At 35.4% G+C, this 22975-nt stretch carries 21 protein-coding genes, 2 pseudogenes and 1 riboswitch; of the genes and pseudogenes, 18 read left to right on the forward strand and 5 right to left on the reverse strand.

Annotated features, from left to right (window positions below; all coding sequences use genetic code 11):
* Positions 1 to 71: 71 nt before the first annotated feature.
* Complete coding sequence (locus J4P91_RS12485; RefSeq protein WP_207994377.1) at positions 72 to 1535, reverse strand: amino acid permease; 1464 nt, start codon at positions 1533 to 1535, stop codon at positions 72 to 74.
* Positions 1536 to 1647: 112 nt separating this feature from the next.
* Positions 1648 to 1840, reverse strand: a riboswitch (Lysine riboswitch).
* 346 nt (positions 1841 to 2186) lie between these two features.
* Complete coding sequence (locus J4P91_RS12490) at positions 2187 to 3086, reverse strand: sulfite exporter TauE/SafE family protein (protein ID WP_207994378.1); 900 nt, start codon at positions 3084 to 3086, stop codon at positions 2187 to 2189.
* Between the two features lie 212 nt (positions 3087 to 3298).
* On the opposite strand from J4P91_RS12490, the gene J4P91_RS12495 reads away from it, so the two are divergent.
* The 5 genes from J4P91_RS12495 (at position 3299) to J4P91_RS12515 (ending at position 6435) form a co-directional block, all read left to right on the forward strand.
* A complete protein-coding gene (locus J4P91_RS12495; RefSeq protein WP_207994379.1) occupies positions 3299 to 4102 on the forward strand; it encodes a VOC family protein in 804 nt (267 codons plus the stop codon).
* A gap of 14 nt (positions 4103 to 4116) precedes the next feature.
* Complete coding sequence (locus tag J4P91_RS12500) at positions 4117 to 5058, forward strand: aminoglycoside phosphotransferase family protein (protein WP_207994380.1); 942 nt, start codon at positions 4117 to 4119, stop codon at positions 5056 to 5058.
* A 14-nt stretch (positions 5059 to 5072) separates the two neighbouring features.
* Positions 5073 to 5813, forward strand: a complete 741-nt coding sequence (locus tag J4P91_RS12505; protein WP_207994381.1) for a metallophosphoesterase family protein — start codon at positions 5073 to 5075, stop codon at positions 5811 to 5813.
* A 71-nt stretch (positions 5814 to 5884) separates the two neighbouring features.
* Positions 5885 to 6145 (forward strand): hypothetical protein, encoded by a 261-nt coding sequence (locus tag J4P91_RS12510; protein WP_207994382.1) that lies wholly within the window; start codon positions 5885 to 5887, stop codon positions 6143 to 6145.
* Between the two features lie 92 nt (positions 6146 to 6237).
* On the forward strand, positions 6238 to 6435 hold the full coding sequence (locus tag J4P91_RS12515; protein ID WP_207994383.1) for a hypothetical protein: 198 nt from the start codon (positions 6238 to 6240) through the stop codon (positions 6433 to 6435).
* Positions 6436 to 6572: 137 nt separating this feature from the next.
* On the opposite strand, the gene pdxR is transcribed toward J4P91_RS12515, so the two are convergent.
* Positions 6573 to 8015 carry a MocR-like pyridoxine biosynthesis transcription factor PdxR gene (gene pdxR / locus J4P91_RS12520; protein WP_207994384.1) on the reverse strand — a complete coding sequence of 481 codons (1443 nt, stop codon included), beginning with the start codon at positions 8013 to 8015 and terminating at the stop codon, positions 6573 to 6575.
* Between the two features lie 127 nt (positions 8016 to 8142).
* On the opposite strand from pdxR, the gene J4P91_RS12525 reads away from it, so the two are divergent.
* On the forward strand, positions 8143 to 9054 hold the full coding sequence (locus tag J4P91_RS12525; protein ID WP_207994385.1) for a DMT family transporter: 912 nt from the start codon (positions 8143 to 8145) through the stop codon (positions 9052 to 9054).
* Between the two features lie 309 nt (positions 9055 to 9363).
* On the opposite strand, the gene J4P91_RS12530 is transcribed toward J4P91_RS12525, so the two are convergent.
* Together J4P91_RS12530 and J4P91_RS12535 are read right to left on the reverse strand one after the other, a co-directional pair.
* Positions 9364 to 10341: an ornithine cyclodeaminase family protein gene (locus J4P91_RS12530; protein WP_207994386.1), complete on the reverse strand. Its 978-nt coding sequence runs from the start codon at positions 10339 to 10341 to the stop codon at positions 9364 to 9366.
* A gap of 54 nt (positions 10342 to 10395) precedes the next feature.
* Positions 10396 to 11697: pseudogene (locus tag J4P91_RS12535) on the reverse strand (MFS transporter).
* 234 nt (positions 11698 to 11931) lie between these two features.
* Here J4P91_RS12535 and J4P91_RS12540 point away from each other — a divergent pair.
* The 12 genes and pseudogenes from J4P91_RS12540 (at position 11932) to tnpA (ending at position 22846) form a co-directional block, all read left to right on the forward strand.
* Positions 11932 to 12402, forward strand: a complete 471-nt coding sequence (locus J4P91_RS12540) for a GNAT family N-acetyltransferase (protein ID WP_207994387.1) — start codon at positions 11932 to 11934, stop codon at positions 12400 to 12402.
* A gap of 31 nt (positions 12403 to 12433) precedes the next feature.
* Complete coding sequence (locus tag J4P91_RS12545) at positions 12434 to 13006, forward strand: histidine phosphatase family protein (RefSeq protein ID WP_207994388.1); 573 nt, start codon at positions 12434 to 12436, stop codon at positions 13004 to 13006.
* Between the two features lie 254 nt (positions 13007 to 13260).
* Positions 13261 to 13566: a hypothetical protein gene (locus J4P91_RS12550; protein WP_207994389.1), complete on the forward strand. Its 306-nt coding sequence runs from the start codon at positions 13261 to 13263 to the stop codon at positions 13564 to 13566.
* A gap of 492 nt (positions 13567 to 14058) precedes the next feature.
* Positions 14059 to 15096: an SDR family oxidoreductase gene (locus J4P91_RS12555; RefSeq protein WP_207994390.1), complete on the forward strand. Its 1038-nt coding sequence runs from the start codon at positions 14059 to 14061 to the stop codon at positions 15094 to 15096.
* Positions 15097 to 15243: 147 nt separating this feature from the next.
* Positions 15244 to 15401, forward strand: a pseudogene (locus J4P91_RS28870) (tyrosine-type recombinase/integrase); the annotation flags it as partial.
* Positions 15402 to 15640: 239 nt separating this feature from the next.
* Entirely contained in the window at positions 15641 to 16420 is a 780-nt protein-coding gene (locus tag J4P91_RS12560) for an alpha/beta fold hydrolase (RefSeq protein ID WP_207994391.1), read from the forward strand.
* A 773-nt stretch (positions 16421 to 17193) separates the two neighbouring features.
* A complete protein-coding gene (locus J4P91_RS12565) occupies positions 17194 to 17535 on the forward strand; it encodes a PadR family transcriptional regulator (RefSeq protein ID WP_207994392.1) in 342 nt (113 codons plus the stop codon).
* Positions 17532 to 18044 (forward strand): hypothetical protein, encoded by a 513-nt coding sequence (locus tag J4P91_RS12570; RefSeq protein WP_207994393.1) that lies wholly within the window; start codon positions 17532 to 17534, stop codon positions 18042 to 18044. Before J4P91_RS12565 ends, J4P91_RS12570 begins: the two co-directional genes overlap by 4 nt.
* 8 nt (positions 18045 to 18052) lie before the next feature.
* A complete protein-coding gene (locus tag J4P91_RS12575) occupies positions 18053 to 19522 on the forward strand; it encodes a serine hydrolase domain-containing protein (protein ID WP_207994394.1) in 1470 nt (489 codons plus the stop codon).
* Between the two features lie 31 nt (positions 19523 to 19553).
* Positions 19554 to 20021: an NUDIX hydrolase gene (locus J4P91_RS12580; RefSeq protein ID WP_207994395.1), complete on the forward strand. Its 468-nt coding sequence runs from the start codon at positions 19554 to 19556 to the stop codon at positions 20019 to 20021.
* 163 nt (positions 20022 to 20184) lie between these two features.
* A complete protein-coding gene (locus J4P91_RS12585) occupies positions 20185 to 21168 on the forward strand; it encodes a DUF4003 domain-containing protein (RefSeq protein ID WP_207994396.1) in 984 nt (327 codons plus the stop codon).
* Between the two features lie 220 nt (positions 21169 to 21388).
* Entirely contained in the window at positions 21389 to 22846 is a 1458-nt protein-coding gene (tnpA, locus tag J4P91_RS12595) for an IS66 family insertion sequence element accessory protein TnpA (RefSeq protein ID WP_243763831.1), read from the forward strand.
* Positions 22847 to 22975 lie beyond the last annotated feature (129 nt).

The following is a 22975-nucleotide window of genomic DNA, read 5'->3' on the forward strand; positions in this document are numbered from 1 at the left end:
ATCTTTGAGTAAGGGGGGATTAAGATAAAAAAATAACAGCAAACATTATAATGTTTGCTGTTATTTATCAATTATAGTTCACATTTATCAAGAGGAATTACTTTTGTTTTCTTTGTAAATTTATATCCTAACCACATCGCAAGGAAGAGAGGTAAGCCGATATAAGAAACAAGTACACCATTCCAATCGATAGACTCGCCCATAAATGCTCCGTAATTTTGTCCTAAAATGACAATGACACAAAGTGCAAATGCGAAGATTGGACCAAATGGGAACCATTTTGCTTTATACGGTAAATCATTTAAGTCTTTTCCTTGTGCGATATATGCTTTACGGAATCGGTAATGGCTGATTGCGATACCTACCCATGCGATAAAACCGGACATTCCAGATGCATTTAATAGCCAAACATATACAACACCGTCTCCAAATAAGGAAGCTAGGAAAGCGACGCAGCCAACTACTGAAGTTGCGATTAACGCGTTAACAGGTACGCCGCGGCTATTTAATTTACCTAGAAATTTCGGTGCTTTTCCTTGTCGTGCTAAATCCCAAAGCATACGAGTTGATGCGTACATGCCTGAGTTACCAGCAGATAAAACTGCAGTTAAAATAACAGCATTCATAACAGAAGCAGCAAATGCAACTCCAGCTTTCTCAAATACAAGTGTAAATGGACTTACTGTTACATCACTAGCTGCAAGACTTTCAGTTGTATACGGAATTAATAGACCGATAACAAGAATTGCAAAGATATAAAATAATAGGATGCGCCAAAAGATTGAACGAATTGCTTTTGGAATGCTGCGCTCTGGATCGGCAGTTTCACCAGCAGCTACACCTAATAATTCAGTTCCTTGGAATGAGAAACCAGCCGCCATAAATACGCCGATGATTGCCATGATGCCACCGTTAAATGGTGCATCTGCAACTGTGAAGTTTTTAAAACCTACTGGTTCACCACCCATGATGCCGAAAATCATCATAAATCCAACAATTAAAAAGATAATAACAGTTGCTACTTTAATAAGGGCAAACCAATATTCTGCCTCACCAAATCCTTTAACAGATAAGTAATTTAAAAGAAACATAATGACTAAACAAAGGCCACTCCAAATAAGGGAAGGCGTATTTGGGAACCAAAACTTCATAATTAATGTAACTGCAGCAAGTTCAGCTGCGATTGTAATTGCCCAGTTATACCAATAATTCCAGCCGAGTGCAAATCCAAGAGATGGATCAACAAATTTTGTTGCATATGTGCTAAATGAGCCAGCAACAGGCATATATGCGGCTAATTCAGCTAAGCTTGTCATTAAAAAGTAAACCATAATTCCGATTGCCGCATAAGCTAAGAGAGCTCCACCGGGCCCTGCTGTGTGAATGACACCACCACTGGCAAGAAAGAGCCCGGTACCAATTGTACCGCCGAGAGAAATCATTGTAAGGTGGCGAGATTTTAATCCGCGTCTTAGTTCACCTTGTCCTTGTGTAGATTGAGTTTTAGAGGTAGCTTGATTCGTTGCGCTATTCATGTTCAACACTCCTTTTCTTGTAAGATAGGAAGGAACGGGGGAGAAAAATACAAAAAACCGCCAAAGGAATTTGGCGGAACGTTTCACAAATAACCACCCCATCATACCCTTCCGTTAAGATAGCACCCCACGTTTACACGGTATTTTGTAAACGTGACAGTTCTGTTCCTATTCGGAGACAGACCCAGCTCGTACTTCCAGAGAAGAAATACGAACTTCGGCAGCATTTCCTTTCGAACGGAGTCATTGACATCCTCTGTGTCTAAGCCGTTCTACTAATAAAAGCCGCAACCTCTACCTCATCGGATTGATGAGGATTTATTCATTGCTGTGATTTTTAATATATGGCAATTGTAATTAGTTTCTGAAAATATTGCAAGGAATTTTTGTAGGAAAATATCAAAAAAAATCGGTTATTGTATAGGAAACGTTTTCAAAATTCCACCCGAACCTACTTGATATGTAAAAAATGAAGAAAAAATTGTTATACAAATGTTTCGCAAAAAGATATGGAAAATCCTTTAAAGTTAAAAGAAAATTCAGAAAAATAAAATTCGACATTGACTATAAACAAAATAAAGAGTGCCTAAGAGTGTAAAAAAGGTAAGCAAACTTATCGTTTGCTTACCTTAGTATTTTACATCACCTTATTTAAGGCAAAACTCGCTTTTGTCCAGTCGTATATCCAACGTTTTGCTTTGTAAGTTGGGAATGATTTCGAACTGAGATGAAAAGTGCAATGATAACGATAAGACCTACAACAATATAGGAAAGGGTAATAATGGTTGGATCCACTTTAAATGATGTAAGTAGCGTCCGAATATTTGTAAAAATTATCAGTCCACCAACAAGTACACCCAGTAAGTGTGAAGGTACAATTCGTACTAACCATGCAGCAATTGGAGCTGCTAGAATGCCACCGAGCATAAGGGCAAATACCCAAACCCAGCTAACTTGTTCCCATCCTAATGAAATGAAAAATCCGATAGTTGCTGCTAAAGATACTGGGAATTCACTCGTATCAACGGAACCAATGACTTTTCGTGCTTCATTTCCACGCGCGAGAAGTACCGGTGTAGTGATAGGTCCCCAGCCACCTCCGCCAGTTGAATCAACAAATCCAGCGAACAACCCTAATGGGATAAGCTGCTTTCCAGACATACGTTTATTTGATTTGGCAATTTGTTTTTGAATAATAAATCGTAATAAAATATAGACACCTAATGTAAATAAAAAGAGTGAAATGTATGGTTTAATTAAATCGCCAGGCAAGTTACTTAAAAAGCATGCACCGACAAAGGCACCGATTGCACCAGGTAATGTCAGTCTTGATACGGTATACTTATCAACGTTTCCAAATCGAATATGTGACACGCCAGAAGCTGCGGTTGTAACAACTTCAGCTAAATGAACGGATGCGGAAGCGACAGCAGGTGCAATTCCAAACATTAATAATAATGAGGAAGACGTTACTCCGTACGCCATCCCAAGTGCCCCGTCAATGAGTTGAGCAAAAAAACCAATAATAGCAAAGACAATTAATTTCTGCATGTATAATCCCCCTGTAATAATAAATAAAAAAGGCTCTTTTCCCTAATGAGAAAAGAGCCTTTGGTTTTTCCAATCAGCTTTAATGTTAATTTTTTATTATTATAATGCATATTAATCTTATAAAGCAACTAGGTTTTAAAAGTTTTTTAATTGAATGAAATAACAGAACAATTATATAATAATAAGATGTAATGAAGAGGAGGGGGAAAACCATGTTAGCATTTGATCATCTCGTTCATGCTGTTAGATGTACACCACAAGAAGTTGAAAAACAAATGAGGGAACTTGGGTTTCATACTGTACAGGGCGGGGAACATACGAACTGGGGAACATGGAATAGTTTATGTTATTTTGACTTATCGTATATTGAATTTTTAGCAGTGCAACATGAGGATAAAGCAAAACAAGCGGATAATCCACTAGTCCGGGAAACGGTAGAGAAATTACAAGATGGAGAAGGCATGCTTCAAATTGCTCTTCGTACAGATTATATTGAAGAACTAGCTGTAAAACTCGTAGAAAAAGGATTACAAGTCAAAGGCCCATTTGAAGGAAAACGAATGAGAAATGACGGCCATCTTATAAAATGGAAAATGTTATTTGTGGAACAGGAAGAGAGTAGTCCGAAACTCCCTTTTTTTATACAGTGGGAAGAATCTGATGAGAGTAGAAGGTTAGATTTACAAGAGGTAGGCGTTATTGCCCCGCATAGCAACGAGGTAAAAGAAATTCAGACCATATACTATGCTGTGAAAAATGTACGTGAAACAGTAGAAAGATGGAAAGAGATACTCGAAGTACAAGTGACTTTACCTGAAAATCATAAAGAATGGAATGCGCTTTGTCAAAGTGTATTGCTTGAAAATATTAATGTGCAGTTTTGTGAACCTATTGGTGAAGGGCTGGTACAAAATCATTTAATAAACTATGGAGAACTTCCTTTTGCGGTTGAATTTCAAGGAGGGAATAAACAGAAGAATAGACAAGAAATTTTAGGAAGCCTGTACATATATTAATTGGGGTGATCTAGATGAAAGAGCTGTTAAGGGAGTTAGAACAACAATTGGATTGGCCTCCTATAGTAAAATGTACTCTTATTCCAAAAGGTTTTTCGTTTGATCAAAAGTATAAAATTGAATTAGAAAATGATGAACGTTATTTTATTAAAGTGTGTGATATTGCAACTCGTGAACGTAAACATGAAGAATATGAATATATGTGTCATTTCGAATCATTAAGTATACCAATGCCAAAACTACTTGATTTCGTAAATCTTGGTAAATTGAATCAATGTGTACAAGTGTTTGAATGGATTAGCGGAGAAAACGGTGAAGACATACTTGGCAAGTTGACTGAGAAAGAGCAATATACGGCTGGAAAAAGGGCAGGAGAAGTATTAAAGACCATTCATACAATGAAAAAAGATGATGTAGAAGAACCTTGGGAAGTGTATAGATGGAATAAATACGAGAGATACTTGCAAGCACTAGCAGAATATAAAGTGGATTTTATTGATTTGAACGCTGTTTTAGCTTTTGTGGAAAATCATAAGAGTTTACTACATAATCGTCCGACTGTCTTTTTGCATGATGATTTTCACCCAGCAAATATTATGATTCATCAAAATAAGTTTTGTTCAGTAATCGATTTTGCGAGATTTGATTTTGGGGATCCTATTCATGATTTTTATAAAATGGCTTTATTTACAACTGATATAAGTATACCGTTTGCAGTTGGACAAGTTCATGGGTATTGTGAAGGGAAGCCATCACTTCATTTTTGGAAATTATATGCATTGTATGCAGCGATGATTTTTCCAGCGGATATTGTGTGGGCAAATCGAGTCACACCTAATTTGCTAGATGGAATGAAAATGAGGTTAAGAAGGATTTTAGAAGAACATAATAGTTTTACATCCTATATCCCAAGTTGGTATAAATCTTTTAATGAAGATATAATAAATATAGAATAATTGGAGGTGCTCATATGGATAAAATAGCAGTTATTTCAGATATTCATGGTAATATTCCTGCGCTAGAGGCAGTTCTTGAAGATATTAAATTAAGAGGAATAGAACGGATTTTTTGCTTAGGTGATTTAGTAGGAAAAGGACCACAGTCTAGTGACGTAATTGAGAGAGTGCGGGAAGAATGTGAGCAGGTTGTCATGGGGAATTGGGATGATTTTATAACAAAACCTACTGAATTCGAGACATTACAGTGGCATCAAAGACAGCTCTCAGAAGAACATGCGGACTATTTAAGAGGGTTACCGTTTTCAATTGATTTTATCATGAGCGGGAAATTCATTAGAATGTTTCATGCTTCGCCTAGAAGTCTATATGAAAGAGTTCAACCGTATGCTTCAAGAGAAGAGCGCATAAGCATGTTTGAAAATAGTAATCTGACAGAAAATATGGAAGGTGAAAGAACACCGGATGTTGTCTGTTATGGAGATGTTCATCAAGCTTATGTCCAAAATTTTAGAGGAAAAACATTATGTAACGCAGGGAGCGTAGGAAATCCGCTCGAGATTACACAAGCTTCTTATTTAATTTTTGAAGGGCTATATAATCAAAAAGAAACAGCTAGTTTCTCGATTCAACTTGTTCGGGTTCCGTATGACATTGAACTGGCGATAAAGTTAGCGAAAGAAGCAGAAATGCCAGAGCTTGATGCTTATATCCAAGAGCTGACTACAGCTAAGTATCGTGGATTAAAAAAATAGACTGATGTATTTAGGATAGTGTGAAAAGCGCTACTAAGATAATGAATAATTTACAAGAGAGGTGAGTTTCTTTGTGGGAAGAAACAAATGCAGAAATTCTTGAAGTTATATTTTCAAGGTATGTTTTCGGCAATGAATTCACACAAGGAAATTATAGGAGAAGAGTAAAATTAACAATTCAATTTACCTTAAAAAACGGAGAAAAAGTGATTGCTACAAGGAAAGTAGGGACATTTGTAAAAAATAGATGGATGTTTGAAAGAGGAAAGTGGGTATCCATTTTATATAAAATGGATAATCCTAAAAAATTCAAATTAAAATATCATATTTAAAAGTGGGAATTACCATTCATTTGTATATGGTGTATGATTATTATATACATAGGGTTCTCCAGAAACTCCCTAGATAAATAGGAGGGAATAGTATGAATAAAAGGTTTAGAACATTAATGAAAATTACGCCTCCCCTAAGTGTGTTTTTTATCTTAATTGGCTTAACGATGGGAATATTAGGTGCGTTAGATCATGATTTAAAAACAATAACTGCATCACTATTTATCATTACGCAATCTGTACTTGCTATCATATATACGAAGTCTTTTAAAAAAATATGGGGGCAATAAGCTCAAAATGAAAAAGTGCAAGGAAATTCCTTGCACTTTTTCATTTTAATATTTTGTTCGTAATCCATTACGCTGAGAAGAGGGGAGATTTGTCGATCCATTACCCGTTCGAGAATAAGAAAGATTGTAAAAGGGATTTATTTTTCACAAACTTTAATAGCAGCGTGTAAACGAGAGATTCCCTCATCTATTTGATTGATATCTACTTTTCCGTATGATAAACGAATATAGCCATCCTTTGCTCCAAAAATACTACCGGGCATAAAGGCTACTTGCTGTTTTAAACTTTGCATAATAAGCTGTTTTTCGTTTATAGGCTCCTTTAATTTCCCCCAAATGTAAATCCCGCCACTTGGGTTTGAAAAAGAAATTTTATCCTGAAGATAGCAGTTTAAGGAATCGACAAGAATATCTCTTTTTTGTACTAGCTGTTTTCGTAATTGTGTCATATGCGTATCGAAAGAAACAGTCTCAAAAAATTGTTGCATAAGCCACTGAGGGAATATGCTCATTCCTAATTCCATTTGATGCCTTGCATCTGATAATCGCTCCACTACGGACTGCGGAGCAACAAGCCAACCAATCCGAAGACCTGGCGCAATCATTTTGGATAACGAATGAACATAAATGACAGTTCCGTTCTCATCAATGGATTTTAAAGTTGGACAAGGCTGTTTATTTTCTAATGTTAGTAGACTCGATGGGTCATCCTCAACAATTGGAATTCGCAGGTCTGCACATAGTGATAACAGTTTCTTTCTCCGATTTGGATGAAGCATTGTACCGGTTGGGTTTTGGAAATTCGGATTTAAAAAAATCATTTTAATCCGGTGCTTTCGATATAGTTCATGTACATCTTCCGGGTTAATTCCATACTCATCAACAGGCAATGGGAAAATTCGAATACCTGCAGATTGGAAGAGAGGTAAAGAGTAACAATGTGATGGACTTTCAAAAGCAACTGCATCACCTGGGTTTAATAAACATTGAACAATGAGGTGAAGCGCTTGCTGAGCGCCGGAAGTAATCATAATAGATTGCTCAGTTGCATCAATGTGTAAATGTTCCTTCATATACTTTGCTACAGCTTGTCGTAGTGGTAGATAGCCTTGCGGATGATCATAGCTAAGTGATTGTGTTAAAGGCTGTTTATGTAAAATTTCTTGCAACTGCTCATGGGGAAACAGATTACAACCAAGTTCTCCATTTGCGAAATCAATGATATTTTCATTTTGCTGTACTTGTTCTCGAATATGGCGAAGTAGTGGTAAATTCGGCAAAAAAGTACCACCTTCTATGAAACCTCTCCAATTTGGTGTGAATGTTGGAGAAACGCCCCACATATGTGTACTTACACGTGTGCCCTTTCCAGTTGTACTTTCCACAATTCCCATAGCACGTAGTTCATTATAAGCAGTTGTAACAGTACTTCGGTTTACAGTGAGTTGTAGAGCTAATTTTCGCTCTGAAGGGAGAAAACTACCAGGTGGAAGTTCTCCGTACATAATACGTCTTTCAATAAAATCAACAACTTGTTGGTAAATTGGAATCTTGCTATCAGTATCTAACTTCCATTCCATTTATAACGTCTCCTTATTCCTTATCTAGTTTTATTATAGCAAATTGGCTGGGTGAAAAAACAGCCAATTGGACGGTGTGATATCCAGCCAATTTTACTATGCTAAGGTAGTGGAAGGGGAGATTCGGATGAAACGATGGCAAATGGAATGGCTCCTAATATCAGTTGCTTTAGTATGGGGAGCAAATTATACAATTGGAAAATATGGAGTGGCGTATATGTCATCCATTCAATTTAATAGCTTACGATTTTTAGTTGCATCTCCGGTATTATTATTAATTACATTTTTAATAGAACGATCGTTACGTATTGAGAGAAAAGATTGGCTTAGATTAGTGGTCGTTGGGATTGTTGGAACTACATTATATCAAACGTTATTTATGTTATCTGTGAAATATACATCAGCTACAAATGCTTCACTATTAATTGCAATGTCACCAATTTTTACAGGGATTTTAGCAGTATTACACAAACAAGAACGCTTTTCGATGAAGATTCAAATTGGTTCTTTATTATCGTTTAGCGGGGCAGCACTTGTGTTATTAACAGGGCATACGAATCAATCTACATATGAGTATGCTTGGCTTGGAAATCTAATTGGATTAGTAGCTGCGATTGCTTGGGGCTGGTATCCAATACTTGCTCAGCCGCTTATTACAAAATATTCAGCGATGCGAGTGACATCTTGGTCTACATTAATTGGGATTGTACCACTCGTTATATATTGTTTATTCAACGTACATACATTAACATGGCCGACAGATTCACTAAGCTGGGGATCATTAGGGTACTCTATTATATTTGCTACAGTCTTTGGACTAGCGATGTGGTATGTTGGTATTAGTAAACTTGGTTCCACAAAAGTAATGGTGTATATGTATCTTGTCCCATTGTTTGCGGTTATTTTTGCGGCAGTAACTATTGGAGAAAGAATAAATATGACGCAATTGCTTGGCGGACTTGTTATATTTATCGGTTTATACGTTGTGAAAAAGGGAGCGGTAAAAAAGCCAGCTCTCAATTTGGAAAAAGTGAGTTAATGGTGAATGACCTCTTTCTACGCAAGAGGTCATTTTTATTTATGTAACAGTAGGGCTTGTTTCACAGCCCATTGTTGATGTTTGTGTATAAGTAGCTTTTGTGCTTGAGAATGAGAGAGCCATGATTGTATCATTATTTCTATACTGATTACAGAGCCAATACATCTACAGGTGTTTTTCAATAAATTTTAGTGAGAGTAATGTACTAAATTATTTGATGAGAATAAATGGAGTTAATATCGTGAAATAAAACCGCCTGGAAGGGCGGTTTTATTTCGTTATTTACAATCGATTAGAGCATAATACGAGTCACTTTACAGATAACTTTTCTGTATATTTTTGATAAATCGAACCAGCCACTACTGTATCTAAAAAGGCAACCCCTACAGATTTAAATAAAGTAATTTCATCAGAATGTGTCCGTCCTTGTTTATGCCCTAAAATAATGTCACCAAGCTCACTATATACATTAGAAAAATCCCATTCGTTTTGTTCACTCGCTATCAAGAAATCTCCAGCTTCGTGTTGAACACCTTCTAGTGTGTCTACAATAATTTTATCGCTGCGCTCTAATGTGGTGAAATCGAGTTCTTGCATATGAGGTTGATAAGAGCCAATTCCATTAATGTGAGTCCCGCGTTTTAAGTGTTTTCCGTTAAATACAGGAGTAGTGGAAGTTGTACTACAAATTACAATGTCCGCCATTGCAACAGCATCGTCGGCTGATTCTATAATCTCAATTGTTCCGTTCCAATTTGGATATAAGGAGAGTAAATGATTCTTAAATTCAAATGCTTTTTGTATTGTACGATTTACGAGAAGAATACGAGTTAAAGAACGAACTTCCATAACAGCTTGTATTTGCCCCAGTGCCTGGGCACCACAGCCAATGACAACGCAGACGCTAGAATCTTGGCGAGCGAAATGCTTTGTCGCAATACCGCTCATTGCTCCTGTACGAAGTGTTGTTAAATAAGATGCTTCAATTGTCGCAACATGATCACCAGTATTTGTTTCTGTTAAAACGATCAAGCTTTGTAATGCTTTTTTTCCTTTTCGGGTATTTTGAGGAAAGATACTAACGATTTTCGTAGATGCAAATTCGATTGGAGCTACATAAGAGGGCATATAAAGAGAGTTTGCCTCTTCTTGAGAGTGTTGTATATTCAGCCTTACGGGTGTTGTGATTTCATTGTTCTTATAATATTGAAATGCTTTTTCTACATCTTGCAAGCAATCTTTCATTTTATAAATGTCTTTTACCATTTTTTCTGTAATATGAATCATTTAGATTATCCTCCTTTTTAATAGAAAAGGGGGAGTTGAAAATCCCCCGATTGACTAGGCTTGTATATCTTGATTTTGTACATTCTCTGCAATCTGCTTCGTTGAAACTGCAGCGATAGCAATTAAAGAGATGCAGCAAGTTAGTACAATATATAAGGCGACTGGAATCCATGAATTGTTATACACATTCATTAAATAAGCAGCAATCATTGGAGCTGTCCCGCCAGCTAGTGCAGCGCCTAATTGATACCCTAACGTAACGCCAGTGTATCGAACTTGAGTGGAGAAGATTTCAGAGAATAATGTACCCAAAACAGCCGTTACAGGTGCCCATAAAATTCCTAAACCAATGACAGTTGCGATAATGATAGAAAAGGTTGTTCCTTGGTTTAGTAGTAAGAAATAGGGAAATGCATATAAAAGAATCGCAACGGTACCCCATATGTACATTTTCTTTCTTCCAATTGAATCTGAAAGTTTTCCCATAATAGGAATCATAATGGTAGTAATGAGCATAGCGATTGTAACGGCATTTAGGACAGTTGTATTCGGTAATTTCAGCTGTGATGTTCCATAGGAAACAATGAATGTCGAGAAAATATAGAAGGGACCTGTTTCAGCTACCTTTGCGCCTGTAGCAATTAGTACGGATTTCCAATGATGACGCAAAGTATCAGCAATAGGTAGCTTTGAAATATTTCCGCTTTCTTTTGCCTTTTTGAAATCGGGTGTTTCATCTAAACCATTTCGAATCCATAACCCTATGAATACCAATACTGCACTTAAAATAAACGGAATTCGCCATCCCCATGTCACAAAACTATCACCAGAAATCATTGTCATGAAAGATATAGCGGCAGTTCCGAGTAACATTCCAATTGTAACACCCGTTTGAGGAATACTACCAAAAAATCCTTTTCTTTCCTTCGGTGCATATTCTACTGCAAGGAGTAAAGCACCTCCCCATTCTCCGCCAATTCCTAATCCCTGGATAATTCTCAGTAATATTAAAAGAATAGGAGCTAGTATACCGATAGTTTCATATGAAGGGAGTAAGCCAATACATACTGTTGCTCCTCACATAAGAGATAGTGTTAACACCAGTGTCTTTTTTCGTCCAATTTTGTCACCAATATGACTGAAAATAATACCTCCAAGTGGACGGATAAAAAATGGAATACCAAAAGAAAGATAAGAAAGCATAAGTGCGACAAGGGGATCCTCGTTTACAAAAAATAATTTGTTAAATACAAGTGCGGCAGCAGTTCCATATAAGAAGAAATCAAACCATTCAATAGAACTACCAATCAAACTAGCTATTAATGCTTTTTTCTGGACAGAGCTTTGTTGATTCATCATTTCACCTCTTTTGTAATTTAAATATTCTAATTATTAAAAATATTTTATATAAAATTAATTCATATGTCAAAAGTTTAAGGTTGAAGGAGGTAGCATTGTAAGTAGCAAATATTATAAAGTGATGCTTTTCATTAGAATAGAATGGTTTTGAGTAATAGTGGGTATTCGTGTTCATCTAATAATTAGAAGTATAAATGAATTGGGAAATAATAGGATGAGAGGAAGAGAGAAATGAAAGTAAGACAAGTTCAAGAGGAAGATTATGTAACGATTCATTCCGTACTTAACGAGTGGTGGGGTGGGAGAAATATGGCTGATATGTTACCGAAACTTTTCTTCGTTCATTTCCGAGAGACGAGTTTTATTATTGAACAGGACGGAGAGACTCTAGGGTTTTTATGTGGTTTTTTCTCACAAACATATACTGATGAAGCATACGTTCATTTTATTGGAGTGAATCCAAAGTATCGAAGAAAAGGCATAGCTTCTACGCTATATTCTTATTTTTTCGATGCAGCTCGTGCAAATAATCGTCACATCGTAAAAGCGGTAACTTCTCCAGTAAATAAAAAATCAATTCAATTTCATCAAGATATTGGATTTGAAATTGAAACAGGTGATGGAGAAGTAGATGGAGTATCTGTACATACAAATTATGATGGGGAGGGTGGGAGTAGGGTATTGTTTGTGAAGAGGGTGTAGATGATTATAAACTATGTAAAGGAGGGGGATTATGAAAACTTTCATTTACATGGTGAGACATGGCGAATCACCAAAAACAGAAGGAAATGAAAGAACAAGAGGATTAACTGAAAAAGGGAAATTAGATACTCATCGAATAACTGATATATTACAAGGAAAGGGTATTGAAGTTTTTGTTTCAAGTCCATACAATCGATCAATCCTAACGATTCAGGAGTTAGCTAAACGTTTAGGACAAGAAGTTTTAGTATTTGAAGATCTAAAAGAGAGAATTTTTTCTACTGGAGACAAGCGAATATCTGATAAGGAATTATTGCCTTTGTTAAAGAAGTCGTTTTCTGATCCAAACTTTGCTTTAACGGGAGGGGAGTCTAATGCAGTTTGTCAGAACCGAGCTATAAAAATTTTAAAAGAATTATTAAAGACATATCGAGGACAGAAAGTAGTATTAGGCACTCATGGAGCTGTTATGACTTTGATGATGGGATATTATGACAGTCAGTACGATTTGAATTTTTTACTACATACATCAAAACCAGATATATACAGAATGGAATTTCATGGTCAGGAATTGGTGGAGGTTAAAAGGTTGTGGAAATGTTAACAGAGGTGTTTAATTTCCCCGCTATCTAAAATCTAGATTTGGATTGTTATCTATTAATTCCAAACTAAATTACATACTGTATTTTAATCCAATAATGGCTATTTTATATTATATTCATGCGAGTTCCTTGCTTTCTACTAACGAAACTAATAATAGTCATAGGAAAAAGATATTTGTATAATGGAATTGTCTTGAAACTATTACCACTCCTATTCGTAAACATAGTTACATTTATAAATTTTAGGAGATCAAAAATGTTAGCAATTTCATTAATTTTCATGGCTTTGGGAATTGTAATTATATTTGTGGGATATTCCTTACGGCGTAAAGGGAAAACTTCATTCATTGCAGGAAACAATGAAGTATTTGTTCCAAAAAATGAAAAGAAATTAGCAGAGCGAATAGGTTTAGTGATAATTTTATTTGGCTTGGAGACTGTATTGTTTCCAATAATATTTCAAGTCTTTAATGGAATTGAAGGATACCATTTTACAATATTAGTTTTTCTTCAAATATTAGTTGTATTTATTTTAATGTTAGTAGATCAGATGGAGAGATAAGATTAACCAAAAGGCAAAAGACCTTCGTAAAAGGAAGGTCTTTTATTTTTAGACTAATAACAATAAAATTTAACAAAGCCAATAAAATAGAAATTTAGACTGTTGAATAGTTTTTATTTAGTGAAAAGAATTTTTATTAAAATAAAGTATTAAACTAGAAAGTGAATTTTGAATTTTGATAATGATGTGTTATGTAAAACTGACACATTGAGTATTTTTAATAATTTAATACATTTTTATAGGAAAGAGATAAGTTTGTTTGCCAATTCCCTAAGTTCATTAAAATACGAAAAAACCTACTTTTTGATTGAAAGCAGGGCTTTGCTTATTAAAGCACTACACTATATTGAACAAAAGCAACATCATTTGTTTACAGTGCATGAATAAACAAGCATCAATTTTTTCATTATCCCCGTAACTTTTAAGATAGGAAAATCGTTATATAAAATGAATACTAAATTTATAGGTTATGAAAATGAATGGGGGAAAATTATGAAGGTCCTTATATTAGGAGGTACTCGTTTTTTAGGAAGGGCTTTAGTAGAAGAAGCATTGAAAAGAGGGCATGAAGTTACCTTATTTAATCGTGGCACGAATCAAGATGTATTTCCTGAAGTAGAACAGTTAATCGGCAATAGAGACAGTGATGTATCAGTCTTAGCAAATCGAAAATGGGATGTTGTAATGGACACATGTGGATTTGCTCCCCATCAAATTAAAAAAATTGCTGCTGTACTTGGAGACAACATCGAACATTATACATTCATATCAAGTATTTCTACTTATAAAGATTGGATTCCGCTTCATATTAAGGAAGACTATCATTTACAGCCTATGCCGCCTAGTGATAAGTTGAAAGCGGTTGAGGAAGGGGGAATCTCTCCTTATGAATATTATGGTGCGTTGAAAGTTTTATGTGAGAAAGAAGTAGAGAAACATTGGCCAAATCGTGTTTTGCATATACGAGCAGGGCTTCTTGTTGGACCATTTGACTATACGGACCGGCTCCCGTACTGGGTTCAACGTGTAGCGCAAGGTGGAAAAGTACTGGTGCCGGGACGTTCAGATCGTTCAGTTCAATTGATTGATATAAAAGATGTAGCAACTTGGGTGTTTGATATGTCAGAAAATAGAAAAGTAGGCACGTTTAATGTAACAGGACCGAATGGTGAATTGACGATAGAAGAACTATTAAATACTTGTAAAGCAGTAACAAATAGCGATGCCGAATTTGTATGGGCAGAAGAACAATTTCTATTTGAGCATAACGTACAGCCGTGGACGGAGATGCCTTTATGGATTCCTGAACACTTCCCGTTAGAAGGAGAAACAGAACCGTGGAAAGGTAGTTTTTTCATCAATATAGAAAAGGCTGTTAGTACTGGTCTTTCATTCAGGCCCATTGAAGATACCATTTATGATGTATATCAATGGGAGAAATCGAGGGAGGATACAGAACGAAAAGCAGGTATATCAAGAGAAAGAGAGGCGGAATTGCTAGAGGCTTGGTTTCAAAAGGAGAGATTGTGAAGAGGATACAATCGTATCCAACAGAAGGAAATTTAAACATAGTATCCTAAATTAGAGTACTCTAATTTAGGATTTTTTTATTTCGTGTTTTAACTATTAAATATATAGAGGTAATATTTATAGTAGTTAAAGTATTTAAGGTGGTGGAGAAATTTTAAGGAGTTTCTTCATCATATAAACAAAGGCAAATCTTATAAAAAAATATTTTAAAGTTCAGGGTTAAAAAGAAACTTGTAAAAGAGTTAGATTATAAGCAAGTTAAAGCGATATTAGATGCATGCCATACAAAACGAGATAAGTTACTTAATTATGCTAATACTTGGATTAAAAAAGCTTAAAACGGGAATGGCAAGGTATTTAATTCCTCATCTAAGTGAGGAGTACTTAGAGTAAGAAATAACTTTTCTTATCGAGCTAACGGACAGGATAGTTCAATAAGCCTTTCCTTTTACGTTTCTCTAACCTAATGTGATAGGTACTCACCTATGTTTACAAAAATGAATATCTTATTGTTGAAAACCGTTTTAAATAGGGAGGAATCTTCATGGGATACTTTGTTACTATAGAGCCAGGTGTGAATTTATATGTAGAAGATATTAACCCGGGGGGAAATAAGACCATCGTGTTTTTACATGGTTGGCCGTTAAGCCATAAACAGTTTGAATATCAGTTTAATGTTCTTCCTGCTATGGGTTACCGCTGTATTGGTTTAGACTGGAGGGGCTTTGGTAATTCGGATAAACCAATGAGTGGCTATACTTTTAACAGACTTGCAGATGATATCCGCAAAGTAGTTGATACACTTCAATTAAACAATTTTACTCTCGCGGGTCACTCTACCGGTGGGGCTATCGCAATTCGATATATGTCCCGTCACAACGGTTTTGGGGTATCAAAGCTTGTCCTTATTGATGCGGCGGCTCCAACTGGATTTACACCAGAAACGGCTAATGAATTTCTTAAGGAGACCCTAAATGACCGCCCAAAGATGATGCAGAGAGTAACAGATACCTTTTTCTTTCAGTATATAACTAAACCATTCTCGGACTGGTTTTTGCAAATGGGATTACAAGCAGCAAGTTGGTCGACAGCTGCTATTATAGTTACATTAAGAGATGAGAATCTGCATGCGGATCTTTCAAAAATTAATGTACCTACTTTAATCATTCACGGCATTCATGATAAAGTCATTCCATTTGCACAGGCCCTCGAGCTAAACCAAAAAATAAGAAATTCACAGCTAGTCCCGTTTCAATATAGTGGGCATGGCCCTTTCTGGGAAGAACGTCACAAGTTTAACCAGCTATTAACAAAATTTATTTAGTTGAAAATTAAAATTATTCAGATAAACAGATTGAAGGATTGCTTAATAGTCTTATCTTTTTATAGGTAGTAAAATTTTTGCTCTACTTAATAAGCTCGATTGATTGTTCAAACGATAAGGGGGCGATGCATTAATAAGGTATCGTCTTTTTTGGTTGATTAACGAAGCAGATTGTGAAGTATTGTTCTTAAAGTAACAGGTGTGTTAGTTCAACAAAACAAAGTAAAGAACACTAATCTAATTCATAAAGTGAAACTTTAATCAGTGGGGGTTTTCTTCATCCCCCACTGATTATTAGTTGAACCAATCGGGCTTTTACAGGCAGTTTATCTCCCACCTAACTTCTTTGCTTCCGCCGAATTTTGAGGTAGGAGTATTACTGCCTGTTAATGCGGGATAAAAAATTATTCCGATAAACATATTTAGTGATTATTTGTTTATTTAAAAAAGGATATATTATTATTTGGACGGGCTGCGTTGAAGACATGTAGTTAAAGTGGGAGGTTTGATTTTATAATATTTTTTCACTTTACTATTGATAAGATCCTTTATGCTTAGAAATAGCTTTTGCTAATTTAGGAGTTCCAAAAATCTGATATGATCGTGTAATAAAATATAAATTTCAAACAATTATTTTTGCCCCGTCTTAAAAGTAGACGGGGTTATATGTATTTGAGGGTTCGAAATCTAAATAATGTACTTATAATTCACAAAAGTAAATATTTTCTAAATATATACTTGAATGAAGTATATATTTTTGTTAAATTTATCCTATGGATAGAACAAGTTTAATTAAAGGTCATTTAGAGATGTGTGTGTTATCTATTTTGTCAAAGGAAAAAAGTTATGGATATGAAATTATGAAGGAGTTAGAAAAACACAATTTAAAACTGAAAGGAGTAGGAAGTATTTATCCCATTTTGACTAAGCTTAAAGATCAGGAATGGGTTCATACTTACCGTGAAATAACAGAAAGCGGTAAGGTTAGAGTTTATTATGAAATTAATGGAAAAGGGGAAGTGTATCTTCAGAAAAAAATCAACGAGTGGTTGGAGTTACAAAAGGATATAAAATCCCTACTGCAAAGTGGTTCGAAAGGAGAACATTTAGAATGAAAATGAAATTGAGCAAGGAGGAAACACAATTTTTAAACGAAATTCTCGAAGAGTTAAAACAATACAAAATAAGTTCAAAGAACAGAAAAATCATTAAGCAGCAGCTTTTAGAACATATTCAAGAATGCCGTGAACACGGCCAAGATAGTTTAAATGATTTAGGAGATACAACAATATTTATCAAAGATTTTTTAGAAATGAATGAAATAGATCTTCATTCTGAAATAAAACAGATACGAAAATCAAAAAATAGAATAGGAATTTTATTTGTGATTGGATTCCTTACTTCAATTGTTACCTACCTCACTTCACAACTCATATTATCTATGTTTTTAACAGAATCATTTAACCCACTATATACTAATAATTCGTTTGACTATAATATTTTGTATCAGATAGCGGATAATTCTTGGTGGAACTCTCTGTTAATGATTACTAGCATTTCTATTTCCGTACTAATTTTCACGCTGGTAGTGTTTTATATAAGAAAAGTAAATATAAGTAGGTGAAAGTTAATATGAAAATACTAAAATTTGTAGTCATTTTTATATGCTTATTATGGAATGTGGTTATTTTATTTGTACCAGCCTCGAAAGTCTCCGCAGAAAAAGATATTAAGAATACGATAGACAACTATGTAGAAACCTTTTTAGAAGAACATCAAATTCCAGGAGCCTCTATTGCTATTGTTCATGAAAATGATTTATTTTATGCTAAAGCATGGGGTGTAACGGGAGAAGATGAGGAAAAAGTGACCACTGAAACGCCCTTTACAATAGGATCGATAAGTAAATCATTAACAGGCCTAGCCATAATGAAATTAATTGAAGAAGGTACTGTTCACCTAGAAGATCCAGTCAAAAAATATATTCCATGGTTTACACTTAAAGATGAAGAAGCAACATCCAAAATAACAATTAAACATTTACTTACCCATTCAAGTGGAATCAGTACTTATTCGGGTTTATCAATATCAGATAAAGAATCTAAAGGTTTCAATGCTATAAAGGATAATGTAAAAAGTCTATCAAACGTTAAGCTTACTGCTTCACCTGGAGAAAAACATCAATATAGTAATGCAAATTTCTTAATTCTTGGTGCTCTCATTGAAAGAATTACCAATCAAACGTATTCTGAATACATGGAGCAACAAGTGTTTGTACCGTTAGGCATGAAAAATGCAGCAGCTGATAATGATACTGCGTATAAAAAAGGATATGTAGCTGGCTATCAGTCATGGTTTGGAATCCCTCGGAAAAGTTCGGTAACTTATGATAATGGAGGAGCACCATATGGGTACATAACGGCAAGTGCAGAAGATATGATTCAATACATTAAATTCCTTAGCCGACAAGAGAATGACAATTTTTTAACTGAAAACACGATGAATCTTTATGTATCATCGCATGTTCAAACGGGTGAAACCCGCTACTACGGCTTAGGGATAAGAATCACAAATCCAGATTCTGAGGAGAAAATGATCTGGCATTCAGGTTCAACCCCTGATTCACATGCAGAAATGTTTTTTATACCGAAAACGGGTTGGGGTGGCGTGATTCTCACCAATAAAAATCATATTCTGGAAGAAGAGGCGCTTTCCTATTTGAAGCAAGGTATTATAAATATAATAAATGGAGATGAACCTGTTGATATACCTTCAAATACTCCTATTATTCAATTGGTTACACTGGGGACAATATGCTTACTTTTTGTAATGCTCGTTTATCTGTCGGTAAAGATGAGATCAAAAAAAATTCGTAAAAGAAGTATATGGTATATTTCCGGTATCATTTTCTTAGTGCTATCTATTGCTACAATTCCGGCACTAATTTATAGTACGGATTCTCCATGGCATGCGATTTATGTGTTTTCTCCAGATTTAGCTTATTTATCAATTGGAGTAGTTATCCTGTTTGCACTTAATGGATTGTTTTCTATCATCATTGCTTATAAACAAAATTTACAAGTGAAGTATTTTAGCAGTTAAATATCAAATCGTATAAAGGGGAGACGGCGTAATGGATCTTACATTCAAATTAGAGGAAACTTGTTTTAACTATCGAGTTGGTGCACTATGCAAACATGATAATAAAATGTTAATGATTCAAGATGAAGGGGAAGATTTCTGGTATATACCAGGCGGACGAGTGCAGATGCTAGAGAGTAGTGAAGCGGCAGTGAAAAGAGAGCTTAGAGAAGAACTAGGAGTAGATGTTGATGTGAAAAGACTGCTATGGACGGCTGAAAATTTCTTTACATATGATACACGTCAGTTCCATGAAATTAGTTTTTATTATGAAGTGAACTTGCTTGAACTGCCTGCAAAGGGAGAGAATTCTTTCATTCTTGAAGAGGACGGCAGAAGGTATGTATTTCAATGGGTGCCAGTAGAGCGAATAAATGAATATAACTTGAAACCGGATTTTCTAAAAGATAAAGTGAATGATTTGCCTATTTATATTGAACATATTGTTAGGAATGAATAAAAGAGGTCGAAAGATGGGAATTGGGACTTTACTTATAAGTAGGGGATTATAGAAAATATACCAAGTAAAGTATAGGGTTCCAAAATCTGTATTAAAAATGATATTCCTAAATATAGAGTTATAGTATGATAGAAGAGAAGCACAAGAAAAATGGGGGAATACTATGATTACATTGCAGCAGAAGCTGGAGCAATACACACGTATATATGCACAGTTAAAAGGGGAACTAAAGTGGAAAACTAGTGATTCTCGGACAGGGATGATGATTGCTGCTATGTATGCAGGAAGCGATAAACCGTTTGATCTTGGACGTTTTTTAGAAATTAGTAGTTATGTTAAGGATCAGGTAGGGATATTTTCATACTTAAAGTCTTATCATCGCTTTGTGGTTGCGGCAACATTAGATATTCACTTTACGCATTACAAAAAAGCCTTTCAGCAGTTTCTAGACTTATATGAACGTTTGGTCGCTGGCGGCTTTAGCCGGAGTATATTTACTTATCTGGCAGCAGCTGTGCTTTTAACAGAAGACAATGGACAGCATGACACACGCATTCAGCGGTCGATGCAAGTATATAAACGCATGAAAGAGGATCACTTCTTTCTTACAGGCACAAATGATTACCCGCTCGCTGTTTTGCTAGCAGGGCAATCAGAGAAAGTAGAGACACTTATGGGCCGGGTGGAACGTCTCTATCAGAAGCTGGCGGCAGCTGGTATGCGGAAAGGGAATGATCTTCAATTTTTAAGTCATATTCTTTCTCTAAAGAAGGATGTCAGTGAAGATATTTTAGTAGCACGTTATACAAGCATATGGAACCTGCTAAAGCAAGAAAAGGTAAAAGTGAAGCAGATGCATTATCCGGCTGTCGGGCTACTAGCGTTGCTTGAGGGTGGAGAGAAAGAGGTTCATTCTCTTCGAGCATTCATTGAAAAATTGCAGGGTGATAAGCTATTCCGCTGGCATACGGCTGCAAATATTCTTATTGCGATCCAACTGTTCGTAAGTCAGAAAGGTACGGAAAGTCACGCTGCCAACACAGGATTACAAACAATGATAGAGGTCCTCATACAAGCGCAGCAGGCAGCTATGATAGCAGCAATTACCGCTTCCTCTACAGCAGCTTCTGCCAGCAGTAGTTCATAACGTGCAAATTGCTGTATGAATGCAAGTGAACCGTCGCTATTTTTAAGATTTTCTAAAAAGGGTTACATAAACCATACTTAACTAAGAAGTCGATTGTCTGCTGACAATCGACTTCTTAGTCTATGTTAAATTAATAAGGTAGGCGTCAAATATTCCCCACCTACTATTTGTAAATAGCCCATGAGATAATCTCCTTACATACTACATGTGGAGTTTTTTTATGAAAAGGCACCTATTAAAGAAAGAATGGGAAACTTATATTCAAGACTATAAAAACAGTGGATTATCAATAGTTTCCTGGTGTCAAAAACAGAACCTACCAGTTCATCAACTATATTACTGGCTGAAAAAATTATCACCTGAAACTGAAGATCAAAATTATAAAATCTTTTATTCTTTAAAAAACATAAACTTCAATAATACGAAAGATAATAAACAAAAATATATTTATAAAATTATAATATATTATATGGTGTTTTTTTCAATACTTTATACAAGAAACATTACAATTGTCAATTTTATTACAATCATTAGTTTTCGGTCGTTAGCACATTACAAAATGGAGGTTGTTAAAATGAGTGTAAACGTAGAACAAGTTAGGTTGGCAAATGATGAGGAAACTTATAGAAAATTAAACATTCATCCTACAGAACCGCAGCCAAAAGAGGATGGCATGCGCACAGACGGAAGGGAGGGTTCTTTTGAGTGGTGGTATACTGATGCCGAATTTGAGGACGGAACAACTGTAGTGACTACCTTTTACACCAAAAATCACTTTGATGTTCTTGGACCAGCATGGCCTACAGTCCATATTGATATTACACATCCTGATGGCACCAAAACCCTTATGTCTTCTCAAGAGGCTAAAGGCAGCAGGATTAACGCTAAAAAAGATATTTGTGATGTCAATATCAACAAATCCTATCTCAAATACCAAGATGGACAATATATCCTTCATTTTGAAGAAGGATATATTAAATATCATGCTGTAATGACGTCAAAATTACCGATGTGGCGTCCAAACACCGGTCATTGGTTCTACGGAGACCAAGATGAGCACTTCTTTGCATGGTTTATTGCTCAACCATCCGCGACAATCGAAGCTACTTTGACTATTGGTGATAAAATGATTCAATTAAATGGGAGTGGTTACCATGATCATAACTGGGGCAATATCGGCATGGAGAAATTGATGAATCATTGGTATTGGGGAAGAGCTAAAGTTGATGGTTTTGACATCATTGCTTGCGACATTATTGCTGAGAAGAATTATAACTACAAAAGGTTGCCTGTGTTTATGTTAGCTAAAGATGGAAAAATAATATCGGACGATCAATCTCTTACTAAAATTCAGAGAGAAAATATTATAGAACATCCCGAAACTAAAAAGTTTATGGATAACCATTTAATATACCTTCAACCTATTTCAAGTTTTGAGTCTTTTACAGTAGAATTTATTAGAAATAGGGATATTGTTTCAATAAGTTTATTAGACAATTTGGATTCTACTGAGGCTTTGATAGCCAAAAAGTCAGGGGCTAACCCTACCTATACTCGTATCTTAGGGGATGTTCACCTGACTCATGAATTGAATGGTGTGAAAAAAATTTATAAAGCTGAGGGTTTATGGGATCAAATGTTCTTCGGGAATAATAAATATGCTATCATCAACAATTAGCCAAGAGACAATTAATGGCTTCACTTTTCACTAATAATTTGTGAAAGATCAGCTTGTTTACAAAACCTTGTTTTTCGAGCTTATCTGGATAGAGCGCTCTTTTTATTTCCTGTTTGTGAAGTTTCGGAA

The organism is Bacillus sp. XF8 (assembly GCF_017498755.1).
GTDB classification, from domain to species: domain Bacteria; phylum Bacillota; class Bacilli; order Bacillales; family Bacillaceae_G; genus Bacillus_A; species Bacillus_A bingmayongensis.